This window comes from Corallococcus caeni (assembly GCF_036245865.1).
GTDB lineage: Bacteria > Myxococcota > Myxococcia > Myxococcales > Myxococcaceae > Corallococcus > Corallococcus caeni.
This window is the reverse complement of record NZ_BTTW01000015.1, coordinates 1-18,433: the sequence shown is the minus strand read 5'-3', so window position 1 is coordinate 18,433 and position 18,433 is coordinate 1. Positions and strand designations below refer to the sequence as shown.

Here is an 18,433-nt window from a genome sequence, read left to right as displayed (position 1 = left end):
TTTCCCACCTCCCCCCGCGACGCCGAGGCCGACGCCGCATGTCCGTTCGACTCCTACCTCTCGTGGCCCTGCTGGGCCTGCCGTTGCCCGCCTTCGCGGAGGCCATCCGGGTCTCGCTGGAGGGCAAGGCGGCGCTGGGCGAGGGCCTGCCCGCGCTGCTCATCCACATCGAGGAGCCCATCGCCGGCTTCGAGGTGAAGCTCAAGCGCAGCGACGGCAAGGCGGTGGAGCTCAAGGGGGGCGGCAAGCCGGGCATCACCCGCCGCGTCGCCCTGGAGCAGCCGGAAGGGAAGTTCCACTACGAGGGCGAGCTCACCGTGCGGTTCCCGGACAACGCGGAGCCGGGCACCCTGCCGCTGTCCTTCGACACGGAGCTGAACGGCCCGCTGAAGCTGGAGGTGCGCCCCGAGGACGTGGACGTGCCCGGCCGCAAGCTACGCTTCACGCTGTCCCGTCCGGCCGCGAAGACGGAGGTCACGGTGACGATGGACACCGGCAAGACGGCCTTCGCGGGCGACGTGGACTTCAAGGGCGCGCCCGCGGGCACGCCCCTGGAGGTGAAGTGGCTGCCTGCGGAGGGCAAGGTCATGCACATCCGCCTGCGTGCCTACGACACCTCCGACTTCTACACCGGCGTGGACCTCTACCCGTGGCAGGTGGACATCCCGCACGAGGAGGTGACCTTCGCCTCCGGCCGCTCGGACGTCCCCCCGGCGGAGAAGGGCAAGCTGGACGCCAGCTACAAGAGCATCACGGACGCGCTGAATAAGTACGGGCGCTGGGCGTCGCTGCGCCTGTACGTGCTGGGGCACACCGACACGGTGGGCAGCACAAACGACAACCGCGAGCTGTCACTCAAGCGGGCGAAGAGCATCGCGTCCTACTTCCGCCAGCGCGGCCTGAAGGTGCCAGTGTTCTACGAGGGCTTTGGTGAGCAGTCCCCGGCGGTGCCCACGCCGGACGAGACGGCGGAGGCGGGCAACCGCCGCGCCGAATACATCATCGCGGTGGAGGACCCGTCCTTGACGAACGCGCCCTTCACCCCTCGCTGGCGCAAGCCTTGAGGTGTCACATGCTGGAACTTCCTCGCATCCGTTGGGCGCTCGCCGTGGCGGGCCTGGGCTTGCTGGGGACGGTGGGCTGCGTGCGCACCGTGCCGTACGCGCAGCGCGTGGAGGCGGAGGACGAGAAGTGCACGCTCCTCCAGGCGCTGATGCGCCAGCCCGCGCCCGCGCAGGCCATCCAGAAGTTCGTCGCGGAGGGCAAGGAGGAGAGGGCCCCCGTGGTCGTCTACGTGCGCCACCCGGAGGAGGCCACGCTGGAGCGCTTCTTCACCGGCGACACCCAGTGCGCGAACGACCAGTTCAAGGTCGTGCAGGAGAACGTGGTGGACGCGGTGGTGGTGTACCTGCAGGAGGTCCAGGGCGGCTACGCGTACGACGCGCAGCGCTCCAGCCCGGAGCACCTCACCATGGACGGCCGCCCCCAGGGCACCGTGCGCAAGGACGGCGCCACGTGGGTGGCGGGCGCGGACGTTATTTGAGCAGGTCCTTCGCCCCGTCCGCGATGAACTGCACCGCGATGGCGGCCAGGATGAGGCCGGACACGCGCTCCAGGATGGCGACGCCGGACTGACGCAGCACCCGCTGCACCAGGCTGGACGCGTTGAGGATGAAGTAGGTCGACGTGAAGGTGAGCACCACCGCGGCCACCACCGGCAGCGCGGAGACGAAGGACGTCCCGGAGCGCGCCATCAGCACCATGGCCGTGGCGATGGCGCCCGGCCCCGCGAGCAGCGGAATCGCCAGCGGGACGATGGCCACGTCGTCCTTCACCACGCCCTCTTCCTCTTCCGTGGGGCTGGTGCGCGTGGATGACGGACGGGCGCGGAGCATGTCCAGGGACGTGATGAGGAGCAGGATGCCGCCCGCCACGCGGAAGGCGCCCAGCGACACCGCGAACACCTGGAAGATGACCCGGCCGAAGACGGCGAAGAAGAGCATCAGCCCGCACGCCACCAGACAGGCGCGCAGGGCGGTGCTGCGGATCTGCTGCTTGGTGTCCCCCGCCGTCATCGCCAGGAACAGCGGCACGACGCCAATCGGGTCCACCACGAAGAAGATGGCGGACAGCGACACGAGGAAGGTGGACACCATTGCGGACATCGTCATGGCGGCTAGACCGTGAAGCGCAGCTTCCACACCATGCCCAGCGCCTCGACGAAGATCTTCTTGTTCATCTTCGAGTGCCCCACGCGCCGGTCCTCGAACACGATGGGGACCTCGCGCACGGTGAAGCCCTTGCGCAGGGTGCGGTAGGTCAACTCAATCTGGAACGCGTACCCGGTGCTGCGCACCTCATCCAGGTTGATGCTCTCCAGCACGCGGCGGTTGAAGCACTTGAAGCCGCCGGTGAGGTCGCGCACGTCCACGCCCAGGATGCTGCGCGCGTAGAGCGAACCGCCGCGGCTGATGATCTTCCGGCCCACGCCCCAGTTCACCGTGCCGCCGCCCGCCACGTAGCGCGAGCCCAGCACCAGGTCCGCGCCGCCCTCCGCCGCGTCCAGGAAGGTGGGCAGGTAGCGCGGGTCGTGGCTGAAGTCCGCGTCCATCTCCAGGATGTACGTGTAGCCCTCGGCCAGGGCCCACCGGAAGGCGGCCAGGTACGCGCGGCCCAGGCCCTCCTTCTTCTCGCGGTGGAGCACCCGCACGCGCGGGTCCTTCGCGGCCAGCTCGTCCGCGAGCTGCCCCGTCCCGTCGGGCGAGTTGTCGTCGACGACGAGGATGTCCACACGGGGGTCCGCCGCCAGCACCGCCTGGGTGATGGGGCCGATGTTGTCCCGCTCGTTGTAGGTGGGGATACAGACCAGCGCACGGTTCATGACCCGGCGGACATACCCCAAACCCGGCGCCGGAACAGCAGAACCGGCGCCAACCCGGTCGGTTCTGCCCTCTCAGGTGACAGCGCGCGGGGGCAGCAGCTCCAGCACCGTCTCGGCCGCGCGGTGGGCGGCCCCCACCTCGCCCAGGCGCCCGCGCACCTCGGCCAGGCCCTGGACCATGGCGTCGCGGGGCTCGCCCGGCAGCCACACGCGCCGCACCTCGGCCGCGATGTTCTCCGGCGTCATGTCCCCTTGGAGCAGCTCCGGCACCACGCGCCGGCCGGCCAGCAGGTTGATGAGCGACACGAAGGCCACCTTCAGCATCAGCCGGCCCACCAGGTACGTCACCAGCGACACGCGGTAGACGACCACGAGCGGCCGCTCCATCAGCCCCGCCTCCAGCACCGCCGTGCCGGAGGCCACCACCGCCGCGTCGCTCGCGCCCACCACCTCCGGGGCTCGGCCGTCCACCAGCACCGGCGTCACGCCGCTGCCCTCGAAGCGGGAGGTGATCTCCTCCTTCGCGATGGTGGGTGCCACCGGCACCACGACCTGGAGCCCCGGCCGCTCGGAGGCCAGCTGCTTCGCGGCCCCGACGAGCGTGGGCAGGATGCGGCGGATTTCACTCATCCGGCTGCCGGGCAGCAGCGCGAGCGTGGGAGCGTCCTGCGACAGGCCCAGGCGCTGGCGGAACTCGCGGGCGCTGGCGGACTTGGGCATCTGCTCCAGCACGGGGCTGCCCACGTAGCGTGCGGGGACCCCGGCCTCCCGGTAGAAGTCCTCCTCGAAGGGCAGGATGCAGAGCATCCGGTCCACCAGCCGCTGGATGGTGCGCACGCGGCCCCGGCGCCAGGCCCAGATCATCGGGGACACGTAGTAGGCCACCGGGATGCCCAGGGCCTTGAGCTTCTTGGCCAGCCGCAGGTTGAAGTCCGGGATGTCCACCAGGATGGCGCAGTCGGGGCGGCGCTCCTCGGCGGCCTGGGCCAGGTCCTTCATGATCCGCAGGATGCGCGGGATGCGGGGGAGCACCTCCGTGATGCCCATGACGGACACCTCGCGGGCGTCGTGGATGAGCTCCACCCCCCTGGCGGCCAGCCGGGCGCCTCCCATGCCGAAGAAGGTGAGGTCGGGCCGGAGGGCCTGGAGGGCGGCGACGAGCTCCGCGGCGTGGGTGTCACCGGAGGCCTCGCCGGCCACGACGAGGATGCGGGGAGAAGGTGTCATGAGGGGCAGGACCCTCATCGTAGCTGATGCGCGGGGGGAGGGAGGCTGTAGACTGCGGCCCCCTTGAAGACGCTTCTGCTCGCTGAGAGCCACCCCCCGACACTGGAGCACCTGACGGGCCTGCTCTCGCAGGCCGGGTACACCGTTCGGGCGGTGAATGACGCCGTGATGGCGTTGGAGCACTTCTCGGCGGACAACCCGGACGTGGTGGTGCTGGGCGTGGACCTGCCGCGCGTGGACGGGCAGCACGTCGTGCACCTCATCCGCGGGCACAGCCAGGGGGGGCGGGTGCCCATCGTGGCCATCGACAAGGGGCACCTGGGCCGGGCCAGGGGCGTGGGCTCGGTGCTGGACCTCAAGGTCAACGCGTACATCCCGGATCCGCTCAAGCCCGGTGAGCTGGTGCCCCGCCTGGAGGCGCTGGTGAAGGCCGCGCAGGCCGTCACGCCCACGGGCCTGTCCGCCACGCTGTCGCGGCCCGCGGTGGCGGCGGGGGACCTGAAGGCCTTCCCGCTGCCGGCGCTCCTGCACTCGCTCTACCGGCTGCGCCGTGACGGCGTGCTGGTGGTGGCCCTTAAGGGCCTGTCGCGCCGCGTGTACTTCCTGCGCGGCGGGCCGGTGAACTTCGACTCCTCCGCGAAGGAGGACGCGCTGCCGCGCTTCCTGCGCGAGCGGAAGGTCCTCACGGAGGCGCAGGAGCAGCCGGTGGTGGAGGCGCTCGCCTCCGGGCTGCGCATCGGCGCGGCGCTGGCGGACGTGGGCGTGGAGGCGGTGGGCGAGGACCTCCTGTCGCTCCTGCGCGACTTCACGAGGGACCGGCTCGGGCGCGTGCTGGCCATGCGCGAGGGCCGCTACGCGTTCTACGCGGGCGACGAGTTCTCCTCCGAAGTGGCCTCCGTGGATCAGCCCGCCCTGGCGCCGCTGCTGGAGGCCGCGCGCCGGCGGATGCCCCTGCGGGGAGTGGCGGCGGGCCTCAAGGCGCACCTGAACGAGTACCCGGTGCGCTCGGCGGACTTCGGCCGCGACCTCCAGGCGATGGCGCTGGACACGGAGGACCTCAAGCTGGCGATGCAGGTGAACGGCCGCATCGTGCTCAAGGACCTCTTGGCCCACGGGCGCGCGGAGCTGCGCGCGGCGTACACGCTGCTGTGGTTCCTCAAGCTGACGGGCGGGGTGACGTTCTCCGCGACGCCGGTGGCGACGGGAACGGACGTGCTGAGCGCGGCGGCGGCGCCGGACGTCATCGCGCCGCGCAAGCGCAAGAGCCTGCCTCCGGAGACGGCGGCGTCGGTGCGCGAGGAAGCGGTGCGCATCATCACGCGCAGCTACTTCGGCGGGCTGGGGCTGGACCTCGCGGCGGACAAGGAGGCGGTGGAGCGCGCGTACCACGAGACGGCGATGCGCTTTCACCCGGACACCTACGCGGAGTTCGACATCTCCGACCTGCAAGACCTCCTGGAGCAGGTGCAGGAGAAGCTGTCCGCGGCGTACCGCGTGCTGAGCGTGGACGAGAAGCGCCGCGCCTATCTCCAGTACTTCCTCAGCCGGCAGGAGGTCGTGGGCCGGGCGACCGCCATCAACGTGGACGCGGAGCTCGCGTTGCGCCGGGGCGAGTCCGCGATGAAGCGGGGCGACTACAAGGCGGCCATCCAGGGCTTCGAGGAGGCGGTGTCGCTCAACGGCAGCGAGCCCGAGTACTACTCGTACCTCGCCTGGGCGAAGTACCGGGGCTCGCCCGGGTCGCTGATGCAGCGGGCGCTCGCGGCGCGCAAGGTGCTCAAGCAGGCCCTGACGTTGGATCCGTACCTGGAGCGGGCGCAGATCATCGCGGCCATCATCGAGATTGACCTGGACGACGCGCCGCTCGCGCGAAAGAAGCTGATGAAGGTGCTGGAGCTGAACCCGTATTCGGTGCTCGCGAGGGCGGCGTTGCAGAAGGTGGTGAAGTAGTCATGCATCACGCGCTCTGGCGGCTCTTGCGCTACGCGAAGCCGCACGCGGGAATCCTCGTCCTGGCCTTCGCGTGCATGGCGGTGTTGGGGCTCGCCACGGGTGCGTACGCGTACCTGCTGGGCCCGGCGCTGCGCTTCCTGTTGTCGGGAGGCGAGGAGGGCTTCGCGAGCGCGCACCGGGTGCCGTGGCTCGCGGACCTGCCGCGAGAGGCGGCGCTCTGGGGCTTCCCGGTGCTGGTGCTGGGCGTGGGCGCGGTGAAGGGCGTGGGGTACCTGGGCCAGTTCTACTTCATGGGCCTGTTCGCGCAGCGCGTGGTGAAGGACCTGCGGCGCGACCTGTTCCTGCGGCTCACGGCGCTGTCGCCGTCGCAGCTGTCGAAGGAGCGCACGGGAGACCTGCTCAGCCGCTTCTCCTCGGACGTGATGGCCGTGGAGATGGCCGCCATGTACACGGTGGGCTCGTACCTGCGAGACACCCTCCAGGTGCTGGTCCTCGCGGGCGTCGCGCTGGCGATGAGTCCGATGCTGGGCGGCTTGATGCTGGCGGTGATCCCGCTGGCGGCGCTGCCGGCGTCGAAGCTCACGCGCAAGGTGCTGAAGGGAACGCGGGAAGGGCAGGCCCACCTGGGGCAGCTCGCGGGCCAGCTGCACGAAGGGTTGGGAGGTCTGCGCACCATCCAGGCCTTCAACGGGCAGCAGGCGGAGCTGGCGCGCTTCGAGTCCTACGCGAAGGCGCACGAGGAGGCGGTGGTGGGCGCGGCCTGGGCGCGCGGAGGCGTGCCAGGGCTGATGGAGGTGCTCGCGGCGGCGGCGCTCGCGGGGGCGCTGGGGTACGCGGCGGCGACGCGGGCGATGGAGCCGGAGGCGCTCCTGTCGCTGCTCACGGCGGTCATTCTCGTGTACCAGCCGGTGAAGGACCTGGGCCGGGTGACGCAGTTCGCGGTGCAGGCGGGAGCGGCGGGGGAGCGCCTCTTCGCGCTGCTCGACCTGAAGCACCCGGTGGAGGACGCACCCAATGCGGTGCCCGCCCCCGCGCTGCGCGGGTCGCTGCGCATGGAGGACGTGCGCTTCTTCTACGGCGAGCGCCGCGCACTGGACGGGCTGACCCTGGACCTGAAGGTGGGGCAGGTGGCGGCGCTGGTGGGAGGCAGTGGAGGCGGCAAGAGCACGGTGACGTCGCTGCTGCTGCGCTTCGAGCGTCCGCAGCAGGGGCGCATCCTCCTGGATGGCGTGGACGCGGACACGTACACGGCGGCGAGCGTCCGCAGTCAGTTCGCGCTGGTGACGCAGGAGCCGCTGCTCTTCCACGGCACCGTGCTGGAGAACTTGAGGCACGCCAGGCCGGAAGCGACGCGCGAGGAAGTGGAAGCCGCGGCGAAGGTGGCGAACGCGGACGCCTTCATCCAGGGCCTGCCGCAGGGCTACGACACGCGAATCGGCGAGCGGGGCGTCATCCTGAGCGGAGGCCAGCGTCAGCGCCTGTGCATCGCGAGGGCCGTGTTGTCGAAGGCCCCCGTGCTGGTGCTGGACGAAGCGACGAGCAGCCTGGATCCGGAGAACGAGCGCGAAGTGCAGGCCGCGCTGGCGAAGGTGCTCCCCGGCCGGACGGCGCTGGTCATCGCCCACCGGCTGTCGACGGTGACGAGCGCGGACGTCATCCACGTGGTGGAGGCAGGCCGCATCGTGGAGAGCGGAAGCCACGCGGAGCTGCTCCTGAAGGAAGGCCGCTACGCCGCCATGTGGCGCCTGCAGACGTCAGGCCCCATCGAGCGGGGAGCGGCGTGAGCAAGGCCGGCACGGCCAGGAAGCCGCTCTCCCTGGCGATCCGCGCCGTGTTCGGTGTGCTGTTCCTTCTCATGGGTGTCGCGGGCTTCTTCGCCTTCGCGGCCGGCTTCGCGGACTACCCCGTAATCGCGCCCGCGCCGAACGCGAAGCCGTGGATCCGCGGCGCGTACCACGTACACACCACGCGCTCGGACGGGAAGGGGACGCCCGCGGAGGTCGCCCAGGCGGCGAAGGCAGCCGGCCTGGACTTCGTGGTGCTCACGGACCACAACGACTTCAAGCCGCCCGCCGCGACCTGGGTGGACGGCGTGTTGCTCATCCCCGGAGTGGAGATCTCCACCAGCGCGGGTCATCTGGCCGCGTTCGGGATGCAGCGCCCCATCGAAGGCGTGAAGCCCTGGGGGCCACCGGAGCAGGCAGTGGCCGCGGTCGAAGCCGCTGGGGGCACGGCGGTCCTCGCGCATCCGGTCCAGACGAAGAACCCCTGGAAGGACGATGCGACCGCGCACCAGGTCCAGGGCTTCGAGCTGTACTCAGCGGACACCTTCTTCAGGCAGTCGCTGCGAAGCCCGGTGAGCCGGCTCCTGCCCGCGGTGGGGGCCTCCCTGGTGAACCCGGTCCACGGCGTGATGCTGCTAGCGGTCCCCGAGCCGCGCCCCACGGAGCGCTTCCTGGAGCTGGCGCGCGAGCGAAAGCGGATCGCTCTGTGTGGCAACGACGCGCACGGCCTGCCCGCGTACGAGGACATCTTCAACGCGCTCGGCATGGAACTCCCGCCGGACGTGTTGCCAGCCCCCCTGTCCCAGGATGCACGCGAAGCCGAGGCCCAGGTCACGCGGGCCCTGTCGAGCGGCCAGGCCCTCTGCGTCTTCCCAGCGCTCGGAGCTCCTGAAGGCTTCGCCCTGGAAGGCTTCGACGCGAACACGCGGGAAGCCCCCGTGGGCACGGTGCTGACGGTCCGCCTCCCGGAACACACCCCGGGGACCGTCGAGGTCCGGGTGTGGGGCGACGGCCGCCTGCAACCCGACGGACAGCACGTTGAGCTGACAGGGCCCGGAGTCGTCCAGGTGGAGGTCTGGGCCCACGCGCCCGGACGTTTCTTCGGCCACGAGTGGCGGCCCTGGCTGGTCCCCAGCCCGGTGCGAGTGGTGCCGAGACCGCCGGGCATCTGATAGAGCGCGGGAAGTCGCCCATGCGCCTGCTCTACGTCGTCGCCACCTACGTCCTCTTCGCGCTCCTGTTCCCGGTGCTCTGCGTGCACAGGAAGACGCGCCACGGGCTGAAGCAGCGGCTGGGCTTCTACGGACCGGGAGACCTCCCGAAGGGAGAAGGCCCGCTGCTGTGGTTGCACGGAGCCAGCGCGGGAGACCTGCTGGCCCTCGCGCCGATGTTCGGCCCCCTGCGCCAGCGATTCCCAGGCTGCCGCATCGTGCTCTCGACGATGACGGACAGCGGCCACGCGATGGCAAGGGACCGTCTGGCGAAGCAGATCGACGGAGTCGTCTACGCGCCCTACGACCTCTGGGGCGCGACGCGACGGGCGGTGCGGGCCCTCCAGCCGGACCTCCTGGTCCTCGAGTACACGGAGGTCTGGCCCAACCTCATCCGCGCCGCGAAGCAGTCCGGAGCGAGCGTGGTGATGACCAACGGGCGCTTCTCCCCGGCGAACGTAGGGAAGTACCGGACGCTCTTCGGCCTCATCGAAAACCCGCTCAAGGACATGGACCTGCTGCTGATGCGGCAGGACGAGGAATCCGAAAGGGCGCGAGCCCTCGGAGCTCCCACCGAGCGCGTCCTCACCACCGGAAACACCAAGTTCGACGCCCTGGCGGCAGGGCCCGCCCCCGAGGACGAAGCCCTGCGAACCGCGCTCGGCCTGTCCCCAACGGATCCGGTCTGGCTCGCGGGAAGCACGCACGAGGGCGAGGAAGAAATCCTGTTGCAGGTGTATCAGCGTCTACGGGAGCGCTGGCCCAGGCTGAGCCTCGTTATCGCGCCGCGCTACCTGAACCGGGCTGAACGGATCCTGACCCTGGCGAAGGAGCGGAACCTGACCGTGGGCCTGCGCTCGCAGGGCAATCCCGAGCGCGCGCCGGTGGTGGTGATGGACTCGATGGGCGAGCTGTCGCGAGCCTACCGTCTGGCGACGGTGGTGTTCGTGGGAGGCTCGTTCACGAAGCGGGGCGGTCAGAACATCCTGGAGCCTGCGGGGCAGGGCAGGCCGGTGTTGTTCGGGCCGCACATGGACAACTTCCGCGACAGCGTCGCGGTGCTGCAAGGCAACGGAGGCATCCAGGTGGCGGACGGAGAGGCCCTGTACGCCGCGCTGGAGGACCTCCTCGCGAACCCCGAGCACCGGCAGCACCTGGGAGCCCAGGCGCAAGCCACGGTGCGCCGCATCTCCGGAGCCAGCGAGCGCAACGCGGAGGCCATGTCCGGCCTAAGGAGGGCCCCTCGATGACGCTCATCGTCCATCCGCACTTCCACAAGCGCTACACGGGAGTGACGAGGCACGTGGAGTCCGTGGTGCCCGCGCTGGCCCGGGGAGACGAGACGCGGGTCATCGGCTCCGGCCTGACGGAAGCCCTGCCGCGCATCACCTGGGGAGAGCTGATCCGCCGCTCCCACCGAGAGCCCATCGTCTGGCACGCGCACCGGAACAACGAGCTGCTTGCGGGGATGCTCCTGAAGGCCCTGGGAGGAAGGGTCCAGCTCGTCTTCACGAGGCACACGTCGGTGGCCCCCACGCGCTTCACCCGCTGGCTCGCCAGGGGCGCGGACGCGCTGGTGTCGCTCACGCAGCAGATCTCGGACGTCATCGCGCTCCCGTCCACGGTGATCTCGCACGGCATCGACCTCACGCGCTTCCGTCCACCGGAGGACCGCGACGCGGCCTGGGCGCGGTTGAAGCAGGGCGGCCGTTACGGCATCGGCGTCATCGGGCGCATCCGCAAGGAGAAGGGGCAGGGCGACTTCATCGAAGCGCTGAGGCCCCTGTTGCCACAAAGGCCGGACTGGCAGGCGGTGCTGGTGGGGCTCGCGAAGGGGCCGGACCTGGCGTGGGTGAACGGGCTGCGTGAGGGCCTCGAGGACCGGGTGCTGCTCGCGGGAGAGCAGTCCGCCATCGAGCCCTGGTACCAGGGCCTGAGCATCCTGGTGCATCCCTCCTACGCGGAGGGCTACTCGCTGGTGCACGTGGAGGCCATGGCATCCGGCTGCTGCGTGGTGGCCTCGAAGCTGCCGTACCTGGACACCCTCATCGAGCACGGCCGCACGGGCTTCTTCTTCGAGCCCGGCGACGTGAAGGGCCTGCGCGACCTGCTGGACGAACTGACCCGTGAACCGGAACGGGCCCGGCAGGTCGGCCGCAACGCCGAGGAAGAAGCGCGTCGCCGCTGCGGCGTCGAGCACGAAGCCCGGGCGCTCGGTGACCTCTACCATTCGCTGGTGAAGCGCTGATGCGCATCCTGCACCTGCTCGCGAGCCCCTTCTGGAGCGGCCCGGCAGAGAACGTCGCGCTGCTGGCCCAGGCACAGCGCGCCCTGGGCCACGAGGTCACGGTGGCCGTGGACCGCAAGCGCCGGGACATCGCCGCCGAGGAACCCGCCGTCCCCCGCTTCCAGCAACTGGGCCTCCTGGACGAAGGGGGCCTGACGTTGTCCGTGAAGTCCCCGCCGTGGGAGCTCTGGAGCGACCTGCGAGCCCTCCGCCGCAGGACGGTGGACGTCGTCCACGCGCACTTCACCCATGATCATCTCGTGGCCCGCTGGGGAACGCCGAAGGGATCGGTGCGGATCCGCTCCATCCACGCGCCACGCTCGCTGCGCGCCTCCCTGCCCGAGGCCGCCGCCTACACGGTGCCCGCGGGCCACCTGGTGTCGAAGCTCGAAGGCAGGCATCGCCCCGTCCAGGTCCTGCCCGCGCTGGTGGACCCGATGTTCAAGCCTCCAGAAGACCGCAAGGCCCTGCGCCGGACCCTGGGCCTCGACGACACGCACCTCGTGGGGATGATCTCCACGTTCCAGCAGAGCCGCCGTCACGCGCTCGGCGTCGAGGCCTTCGCCGCGTTCCACCAGCAACGCCCCGAAGCCCGTCTCGTGCTGGTAGGGGATGGGGCCCTGCTCGAAGCGACCCGGACGCAGGTGAAGGAGCGGGGCCTCACGGAGCAGGTGAAGTTCGCGGGCTACCAGCAGGGCGAGGACTTCGCGAAGTGGCTGCAGGCCCTGGACGAGGTCTGGATCCTCGGCCTGGGAAACGACTGGAGCGCGAGGGCCGCGGCCCAGGCCAGGGCCTGTGGCGTCCGGGTGGTCGCGGTGAACGAAGGCGCGCTCCCGGAGCTGGCGGACGCGCGGGTGGAAGCGCCCACGGTGGAGGCCGTCAACGCCGCCGCCCTGTCCGGATCCACGGCCGGGACCCGGCACCCGACGAACGAGCACATCGCCAGGGACATCCTGGCCCTCTACCAGCAGGCCACGGAGCCCCGGCGATGACCGGCTCGCCCACGGCCCTGGAGCGGATCTTCTATCCGCCGGCACCGGAGCCCTGGACCCGTCGCGCCCTCCTGTCGCCGCTCGCGCTGTTGTCCTGGACCTACAGCGGAGCGGTCCGCCTCCGGGGCGCCCTCTACGACTCGGGCCTGCTGCGAGCCGAGCACGTCGAAGGACTGCGGGTCCTCTCCATCGGAAACCTCAACGTCGGAGGCACGGGCAAGACGCCAGCGGTCCTCCATCTCGCGGAGCTGCTGATCCGCGAAGGGCGCAAGGTCGGCATCCTCACGAGAGGCTACGGGCGCGAATCCCAGGAGCCGCTGACCTTCGCGGGCAAGGAGCCGCTGCCCGCCGTGACGGAAGCCGGAGACGAACCCCTCCTGCTCGCCCGCAGGTGTCCGGGAGCCAGGCTCTTCGTGGGAGCGGATCGGGTCGCGGCGGCACTCCGGGCCCGGGACGACTTCGGCCTGGACACGGTCCTGCTGGACGACGGCTTCCAGCACCGCCGCCTGCACCGCGACGAAGACCTGGTGGTGGTGGACGAAGCCGTGGGCCTGGGCAACGGCCAGCTGCTCCCAAGAGGCCCATTGAGAGAGCCCCCATCGGCCCTGCGCCGCGCCACGCTCCTCTGGCTGAGAGCCGCCCCGGGGGACGCCGCCCCCAATCCCTGGCTCGATGCCGTGACCGCGCCCAGGGTCCGGACGCGCTACGGGCCCACCGGCTGGTGGGATCCCTCGGGCGCCGAGCACGCGACGAACGCGCTCGAAGGAAAGCCGGTCCTGGCCCTGGCGGGGCTGGCCCGGCCCGGAGGCTTCCTGAAGACCGTCACCACGCTCGGGGCAGAGGTCCGGGACGCGGCCCTCTTCCCGGATCACCATCGCTTCTCCGCGGACGAGCTGCGCCAGGTCGAAGCCCGGGCCCGCCAGCAGGGCGCGCGCATCGTGACGACGGAGAAGGACGCGGTGCGGCTGCCGGCCGGCTTCGAGGCCTGGGTGGTGCGCCTGGGAGTGGAGGTCCTGGAGGGCGAAGCGCATCTGAGGCGGGCGCTCGGGCTTCCGGGGGAGACGCGCGACTTGTGAGGTCCGGAACGCTGTGGGACAAAGCGCGCCCATGCCCGCGGTCCCGTCTTCACGTCCGGCAGCATCGTCCTCGCGCCTGCCACTCGCCTTCGCGCGCCGTCGGGTGTTGCTGGTGGGGGACCTGGTCGCCGACCACTACCTCTACGGACAGACGGACCGGGTGAGCCGCGAGGCCCCGGTGCTCATCGTCCGGTACGAGTCGTCGGAGGTGAAGCTCGGCGGCGGAGCCAACGTGGCGGCCAACATCCGCGCGCTGTCGGGGCAGGTGACGGCCGTGGGCGCGCTGGGCGTGGACGCGATGGGCAGCTCGCTGCGCAAGCTCTTCGGCGCGGCGGACATCCGGCTGCACGCGGTCAGCAGCCGGAGCATCGAGACGGAGACGAAGACGCGCATCCTCGCGGGCGGCATCAGCACCACGAGGCAGCAGATGCTCCGCGTGGATCGCGGCCAGCGAGGCCCCCTCCCGCCCCGGATGCGCAAGGCCATCGCCAGGCAGGTGACGGCGGCAGCGAAGGACGCGGACGCGGTGGTGGTCTCGGACTACGGCGCGGGCGTCGTCAACGACGAGGTCCGGGAGGCCCTGAGAAAGCTCGCCGCGGACGGCCTCCCGGTCTGCGTGGACAGCCGCTACGCGCTCGCGGCCTTCGCGGGCCTCACGGTGTGCAAGCCCAACGAGCCGGAGCTGGAAGCGCTCACGGGTCGGCCGGTGCGCACGAAGGAAGACCTGCTGGAGGCCGGTCGCGAAGCGGTCCGCAAGCTGGGCTGCCAGGCGTTGTTGGTGACCCGAGGCCGGCACGGCATGGCCCTCTTCGACGCGAAGGGCGGCGTCGACCTGATCCCCGTGCACGGCGCGAAGTCGGCGGTGGACGTGACGGGAGCCGGCGACACGGTCATCGCGAGCTTCGCGCTGGCACTCGCGGCCGGAGCGTCCTTCGGTGAAGCCGCGAGGCTGGCGAACGTGGCGGGCTCCCTGGTGGTGCAGAAGCCGGGCACGGCGACGGTCTCCCGCGAAGAACTCCTCGAAGCGCTGCGGAGCCGACGATGAACACCCTGGACAAGCTTCGTCCCCTCGCCGCCATCGCGGAGGAGCGGGAACGCTGGCGCGAGCAGGGCCGCACGGTGGCCCTGGCCAACGGGGTCTTCGACCTGCTGCACGTCGGGCACGTCCGGTACCTGGAGGGCGCGAAGGCGCTGGCGGACGTGCTGGTCGTGGCAGTGAACTCGGACGCCTCCACCCGGGCCTACAAGGGGCCCGGCCGTCCGCACATTCCGGAAGCGGAGCGCGCGGAGCTGGTCGCGGCCCTGGCCTGCACGGACCGCGTCGTCGTCTTCGACGAGCCGAACGTGCGAACCATCATCCGGGCCCTGAAGCCCGACGTGCACGTGAAGGGGACGGACTACACGCCGGACTCCATCCCGGAAGGTGACGAGGTCCGGGCCTACGGAGGCAGGACCGCGGTGGCGGGAGACCCGAAGGACCACAGCACCACGGAGCTGGCGCGCCGGCTCGGGCGCGAGGGCGCGAAGTAGCCCATGGTCCTGGACCCGTTGCTGCGGTCCATCCTGGGCTGTCCCCACTGCAAGGGCCCGCTCGAGGAACACGAAGGCCCCCCGCCCGAAGTCCGGTGCCCCAAGTGCCTGCGAGCCTGGCCCGTGGAAGACGGCGTCCCGAGGATGGTGTCCGAGCAGGAGCGACCGCTCACCCCGTGAGCGAGGCCCGCTCCGAGACGAACGACCGGACCTCCTCGGCCACGCGCTGTTCCAGCCCCGCCCGGGAAGCCCCATCCACGATGGGCGTCAGGTCCACCATCCGGTGGGGGGCCACCGCATGGCCCCAGCGCTCCATGTCGATGCGCAGGAAGAACGCCAGCGTGGGCGCGCCCACGGCGACCGACAGGTGCATGGGTCCGGTGTTGTTGCAGATGGTGAGGCCCGCGCTCCGCATGAGGGCCGCAAGCTCATCGATGCTCGTCGAGGGAGCCAGCTCCGCCCCCGGAGCGCCGGAGATCACGGTCCGAGCCAGGGCCTCTTCTCCCGGGCCCCAGGTCACGACAGGCGAATAGCCCAGCGAAATCAGCTCCCGGGCCGCGGCCGCGAATGCCTCGGGCGGGATGCGGCGCTCGCCCAGCCGCCCTCCCGGATTGATGACCGCCCGCCGAGGACCCTGCCCGGAGAACCCCACGAGGTAGTCGCGGAACGCCCCGCTCACCACCGGCTCCCGGAACGAGAGCCCCTGCGCGACAGCCCCCTGGGTCAGGGGCGTCAGCAGGTGGGTTCGCTGAACGGCCTCGTGCCGCGTATCGGAACGGGCAGGCACGGACACGGACTGCAGCAAAGACACCGGCCAGATGCCCGGTCCAATGACGACCGCCTTCGGCCCCGCCATCCGGGCAACGAGCGCGCTCGTCACGGAGGGAGCGCTCCAGTTGGCGCAATCCACCACGGTGTCGTAGCCCGCGCGACGGAGTGCGCGGACGCCGGGCGCCAGGGGGCCCAGCCACAGCATGCGCCGGTCGAACGCCAGGACCGCATCCGCGTCAGGGTGGCCCTGGAGGACGCGAGCCACCTTGGCGTGCACCAGCACGTGCACCTCCGGACGCGGATGGACATGCGCCTTGAGGGTCCGTAGCAGGGGCGTCGTGAGAAGGGCCTCGCCCACGCGGTTGTCGGGCCGGACGAGCAGGACCTTTCGCGGGGAGGGGAGGGGCGTTCCGGCAGCGCGCCGACGTCCGGGGCGCCAGAACAGGAGGGAAGCCAGGAGCGTCAGTGCCAGCTTCGCCCACGTTTCAAGCCGCTTGTGCCACGCCATCGCGGCGGACCCTACCAGAATTGGAATGGACACAAGACGCTGGCTTGACCTTGGGGCGGAAAGCCCCTAGCACCCGGCCCGATGCTCAAAAGCATGACCGGATTTGGTTCGGGCCGCGCCCGCGTGGGGGACGAAGAGGTCTCCGTGGAAGCACGCTCGCTCAACCACAAGTTCTGTGAAGTGAAGGTCCGGCTGCCGCGCGAGCTGTCCGCGCTGGAGCCCGCGCTCGTGAAGCAGGTGAAGGACCGCCTCGCGCGAGGCTCGGTGGAGATCTTGGTGCGCCGGCAGGCCGCCACCGTCTCGGGCAACGTCCCCACGGTGGATGTCGCCCTGGCCCGCGAGTACGCGCGCGCCTATCGGGAGGTCGCCGAGGCCCTGGGCCAGTCGGTGGAGGTCGCCTGGTCGCAGGTGGCCAACCAGCCGGGCGTCATCCGGCTGGAGGAGAAGGGCGTGGACGTGGAGTCCGCCACCCAGGCCACGCAGACCGCGCTCCAGCAGGCGCTCGGGGCCCTGGAGACGATGCGGAACACCGAGGGTGAGTCCATCCACACGGACCTGGACGCCCGGATGAAGCTCATCGAGGGCTGGAGCCAGGAGGTTGCCCGGCTCGCACCGCGAGCGGTCAGCGACTACCAGCAGCGGCTCACCGAGCGTGTGGCGGAGCTCGCGCGTGGCGTCGCGGTGGATCCGCAGCGGTTGGCGCAGGAAGTCGCCCTGTTCGCCGAACGCACGGACATCGCGGAAGAGGTGACCCGGCTCGCGACGCACCTCGAGCAGTTCCGGCTCCTGATGGCGAGCCCCGAGCCGGTGGGCCGGCGCATGGATTTCCTCGTGCAGGAGATGCACCGCGAGGTGAACACGACAGGCTCCAAGAGCCAGCACGCGGAGATCTCCGCGCGCGTGGTCTCGATGAAGGCCGAAGTCGAGCGCATCCGCGAACAGGTGCAGAACGTCGAATGAACGAACCCTCTGGACTCCAGCCTGGTGTGCTCCTCGTCCTCTCCGCCCCTTCCGGGGCCGGAAAGACCACCCTCGCGCACCGTCTGCTGAAGGAGATGCCGGACGGCATCTTCTCCACCAGCGTCACCACCCGGCGCCCCCGGGGCAAGGAGCAGGAGGGCGTGGACTACCACTTCGTGGGGGTCGCCGCCTTCCAGGAGAAGATCGAACAGGGCGAGTTCGTGGAATGGGCCGAGGTACACGGCCACTTCTACGGCAGCCCGCAGTCCGTGGTGGATGAGGCCCGCAAGCGCCGCGGCACCGCCATCTTCGACATCGACGTCCAGGGTGGGCAGTCCATCAAGCGCAAGCACCCGGACGCGGTCCTCATCTTCGTGCTCCCTCCGTCCATGGAGGAACTGGAGCGCCGCCTTCGGGACCGCCAGACGGACTCGGATGAGACCATCCGTCGCCGGATGCTGGCTGCCCGCTCGGAGATCGAGCGAGGGATCGCGTCCTACGACTACATCGTGGTGAACGACGACTTCGAGCGCGCCTACCAGGAGTTGCGTTCGGTGGTGGTCGCGGAGAAGTGCCGGCGGGGCAGGGTGGACCTCTCGAAGCTCAGGTTCGGGAGCTGAAATCCACCGGGGAATGGGACGGCCCGCCCCACGGGTTCTCCCCCCACGACGTCGCACTGCGCCGGCGGCCTGCATCAAATTTCTTGCGCCGCCCGATCGCCTGATGGATAAGCCGCACACCTCGCGGCGACACGCAGGCGTCACTCCGGTGACAGCGGGTCGAAGCGGTCACGGTGACGAGAAGTTGACATTCTCCGATCCGATTCTTAGATGGTTGCCGCAGCGGGACAGTGGATCAGCGGGCGTTGAGGGTGTTGGAGCGGGTTGCCGCCTCATGAGAGGCGGAGCTGGTGGCGGCGGCAGTCGGGAGCAGAAGCTGCAGTAGGGCGGTTGACACAGGATGCGGTGGTGGTACAAGCCGCGCCCCTCGCTTCGAAGCCCGCGCACTGGCGCGGAAGGCACTTCGAAGAGAGCGCAGGACCGACAAGGAAATAGGGCAGTCAACGAGCGGGTTGACAGCGAACGCGGCGAAGAGATAGAAGCCGCCCCCCACCGAAGAAGCAGCTGTCCGGCAGGCAACACACGGACGGCAAGCGGTGAAGGAAGCTGACAGCAAGCAGGTTGACAGGGAACGCGGCGCTGAAGTAGAAGCCGCTCCCCTTCGAAAAGAAGCGGCGAAAGTCACTGGACGGC

The 18,433-nt window shown here is 70.5% G+C and carries 18 protein-coding genes; 14 read left to right on the top strand and 4 right to left on the bottom strand.

Annotated elements, in window-relative coordinates:
* Positions 1–38: 38 nt before the first annotated feature.
* On the top strand, positions 39–1,064 hold the full coding sequence (locus AABA78_RS37760) for an OmpA family protein (protein WP_338270372.1): 1,026 nt from the start codon (positions 39–41) through the stop codon (positions 1,062–1,064).
* Between the two features lie 8 nt (positions 1,065–1,072).
* Positions 1,073–1,543: a hypothetical protein gene (locus AABA78_RS37755; RefSeq protein WP_171415318.1), complete on the top strand. Its 471-nt coding sequence runs from the start codon at positions 1,073–1,075 to the stop codon at positions 1,541–1,543.
* Here AABA78_RS37755 and AABA78_RS37750 read toward each other — a convergent pair.
* The 3 genes from AABA78_RS37750 to lpxB form a co-directional block, all read right to left on the bottom strand.
* Complete coding sequence (locus tag AABA78_RS37750) at positions 1,536–2,171, bottom strand: MarC family protein (RefSeq protein ID WP_370469508.1); 636 nt, start codon at positions 2,169–2,171, stop codon at positions 1,536–1,538. The two genes, AABA78_RS37755 and AABA78_RS37750, sit on opposite strands and share 8 nt — an antisense overlap.
* A 5-nt stretch (positions 2,172–2,176) precedes the next feature.
* A complete protein-coding gene (locus AABA78_RS37745) occupies positions 2,177–2,881 on the bottom strand; it encodes a polyprenol monophosphomannose synthase (protein WP_338270371.1) in 705 nt (234 codons plus the stop codon).
* Positions 2,882–2,953: 72 nt separating this feature from the next.
* Positions 2,954–4,108: a lipid-A-disaccharide synthase gene (lpxB, locus tag AABA78_RS37740; RefSeq protein ID WP_338270370.1), complete on the bottom strand. Its 1,155-nt coding sequence runs from the start codon at positions 4,106–4,108 to the stop codon at positions 2,954–2,956.
* Between the two features lie 63 nt (positions 4,109–4,171).
* Between lpxB and AABA78_RS37735 the strand changes: the two genes are divergently transcribed.
* The 10 genes from AABA78_RS37735 to AABA78_RS37690 are packed head-to-tail and all read left to right on the top strand — an operon-like array spanning position 4,172 to position 15,121.
* Positions 4,172–6,058 (top strand): DUF4388 domain-containing protein, encoded by a 1,887-nt coding sequence (locus tag AABA78_RS37735; protein ID WP_171415324.1) that lies wholly within the window; start codon positions 4,172–4,174, stop codon positions 6,056–6,058.
* A gap of 2 nt (positions 6,059–6,060) precedes the next feature.
* A complete protein-coding gene (locus tag AABA78_RS37730) occupies positions 6,061–7,845 on the top strand; it encodes an ABC transporter ATP-binding protein (protein WP_338270368.1) in 1,785 nt (594 codons plus the stop codon).
* Positions 7,842–9,017 (top strand): PHP domain-containing protein, encoded by a 1,176-nt coding sequence (locus AABA78_RS37725; protein ID WP_338270367.1) that lies wholly within the window; start codon positions 7,842–7,844, stop codon positions 9,015–9,017. The genes AABA78_RS37730 and AABA78_RS37725 overlap by 4 nt, the downstream gene beginning before the upstream one ends.
* Before the next feature lie 20 nt (positions 9,018–9,037).
* Complete coding sequence (locus tag AABA78_RS37720; protein WP_338270365.1) at positions 9,038–10,306, top strand: 3-deoxy-D-manno-octulosonic acid transferase; 1,269 nt, start codon at positions 9,038–9,040, stop codon at positions 10,304–10,306.
* Entirely contained in the window at positions 10,303–11,304 is a 1,002-nt protein-coding gene (locus AABA78_RS37715) for a glycosyltransferase family 4 protein (protein WP_338270363.1), read from the top strand. Before AABA78_RS37720 ends, AABA78_RS37715 begins: the two co-directional genes overlap by 4 nt.
* The gene (locus AABA78_RS37710) at positions 11,304–12,335 is read left to right on the top strand and encodes a glycosyltransferase (RefSeq protein WP_338270362.1); all 1,032 of its coding nucleotides are present in this window, start codon (positions 11,304–11,306) and stop codon (positions 12,333–12,335) included. The genes AABA78_RS37715 and AABA78_RS37710 overlap by 1 nt, the downstream gene beginning before the upstream one ends.
* Entirely contained in the window at positions 12,332–13,411 is a 1,080-nt protein-coding gene (gene lpxK, locus AABA78_RS37705) for a tetraacyldisaccharide 4'-kinase (protein WP_338270361.1), read from the top strand. Before AABA78_RS37710 ends, lpxK begins: the two co-directional genes overlap by 4 nt.
* Positions 13,412–13,442: 31 nt before the next feature.
* Positions 13,443–14,456: a bifunctional heptose 7-phosphate kinase/heptose 1-phosphate adenyltransferase gene (locus tag AABA78_RS37700; protein ID WP_338270360.1), complete on the top strand. Its 1,014-nt coding sequence runs from the start codon at positions 13,443–13,445 to the stop codon at positions 14,454–14,456.
* Positions 14,453–14,941, top strand: a complete 489-nt coding sequence (locus AABA78_RS37695; RefSeq protein ID WP_014395511.1) for an adenylyltransferase/cytidyltransferase family protein — start codon at positions 14,453–14,455, stop codon at positions 14,939–14,941. Before AABA78_RS37700 ends, AABA78_RS37695 begins: the two co-directional genes overlap by 4 nt.
* 3 nt (positions 14,942–14,944) lie before the next feature.
* Complete coding sequence (locus tag AABA78_RS37690; RefSeq protein WP_338270359.1) at positions 14,945–15,121, top strand: Trm112 family protein; 177 nt, start codon at positions 14,945–14,947, stop codon at positions 15,119–15,121.
* On the opposite strand, the gene AABA78_RS37685 is transcribed toward AABA78_RS37690, so the two are convergent.
* Positions 15,111–16,220, bottom strand: coding sequence for a glycosyltransferase family 9 protein (locus AABA78_RS37685; RefSeq protein WP_338270358.1), 1,110 nt, complete (start codon positions 16,218–16,220; stop codon positions 15,111–15,113). The two genes, AABA78_RS37690 and AABA78_RS37685, sit on opposite strands and share 11 nt — an antisense overlap.
* An 81-nt stretch (positions 16,221–16,301) precedes the next feature.
* On the opposite strand from AABA78_RS37685, the gene AABA78_RS37680 reads away from it, so the two are divergent.
* Both AABA78_RS37680 and gmk read left to right on the top strand, forming a co-directional pair.
* Positions 16,302–17,180, top strand: coding sequence for a YicC/YloC family endoribonuclease (locus tag AABA78_RS37680; protein WP_338270356.1), 879 nt, complete (start codon positions 16,302–16,304; stop codon positions 17,178–17,180).
* On the top strand, positions 17,177–17,800 hold the full coding sequence (gene gmk, locus AABA78_RS37675; protein WP_338270355.1) for a guanylate kinase: 624 nt from the start codon (positions 17,177–17,179) through the stop codon (positions 17,798–17,800). The genes AABA78_RS37680 and gmk overlap by 4 nt, the downstream gene beginning before the upstream one ends.
* Positions 17,801–18,433: the final 633 nt, after the last annotated feature.

Excerpts from the sequence above, each read along its gene's own strand:
- AABA78_RS37750 (WP_370469508.1), bottom strand. The coding sequence starts at position 2,171 with ATGACGATGTCCGCAATGGTGTCCACCTTCCTCGTGTCGCTGTCCGCC.
- AABA78_RS37690 (WP_338270359.1), top strand. The coding sequence starts at position 14,945 with ATGGTCCTGGACCCGTTGCTGCGGTCCATCCTGGGCTGTCCCCACTGC.
- AABA78_RS37730 (WP_338270368.1), top strand. The coding sequence starts at position 6,061 with ATGCATCACGCGCTCTGGCGGCTCTTGCGCTACGCGAAGCCGCACGCG.
- AABA78_RS37680 (WP_338270356.1), top strand. The coding sequence starts at position 16,302 with ATGCTCAAAAGCATGACCGGATTTGGTTCGGGCCGCGCCCGCGTGGGG.
- AABA78_RS37760 (WP_338270372.1), top strand. The coding sequence starts at position 39 with ATGTCCGTTCGACTCCTACCTCTCGTGGCCCTGCTGGGCCTGCCGTTG.
- AABA78_RS37710 (WP_338270362.1), top strand. The coding sequence starts at position 11,304 with ATGCGCATCCTGCACCTGCTCGCGAGCCCCTTCTGGAGCGGCCCGGCA.
- AABA78_RS37715 (WP_338270363.1), top strand. The coding sequence starts at position 10,303 with ATGACGCTCATCGTCCATCCGCACTTCCACAAGCGCTACACGGGAGTG.
- AABA78_RS37755 (WP_171415318.1), top strand. The coding sequence starts at position 1,073 with ATGCTGGAACTTCCTCGCATCCGTTGGGCGCTCGCCGTGGCGGGCCTG.
- lpxB (WP_338270370.1), bottom strand. The coding sequence starts at position 4,108 with ATGACACCTTCTCCCCGCATCCTCGTCGTGGCCGGCGAGGCCTCCGGT.
- AABA78_RS37695 (WP_014395511.1), top strand. The coding sequence starts at position 14,453 with ATGAACACCCTGGACAAGCTTCGTCCCCTCGCCGCCATCGCGGAGGAG.
- AABA78_RS37720 (WP_338270365.1), top strand. The coding sequence starts at position 9,038 with ATGCGCCTGCTCTACGTCGTCGCCACCTACGTCCTCTTCGCGCTCCTG.
- lpxK (WP_338270361.1), top strand. The coding sequence starts at position 12,332 with ATGACCGGCTCGCCCACGGCCCTGGAGCGGATCTTCTATCCGCCGGCA.
- AABA78_RS37700 (WP_338270360.1), top strand. The coding sequence starts at position 13,443 with ATGCCCGCGGTCCCGTCTTCACGTCCGGCAGCATCGTCCTCGCGCCTG.
- AABA78_RS37685 (WP_338270358.1), bottom strand. The coding sequence starts at position 16,220 with ATGGCGTGGCACAAGCGGCTTGAAACGTGGGCGAAGCTGGCACTGACG.
- gmk (WP_338270355.1), top strand. The coding sequence starts at position 17,177 with ATGAACGAACCCTCTGGACTCCAGCCTGGTGTGCTCCTCGTCCTCTCC.
- AABA78_RS37745 (WP_338270371.1), bottom strand. The coding sequence starts at position 2,881 with ATGAACCGTGCGCTGGTCTGTATCCCCACCTACAACGAGCGGGACAAC.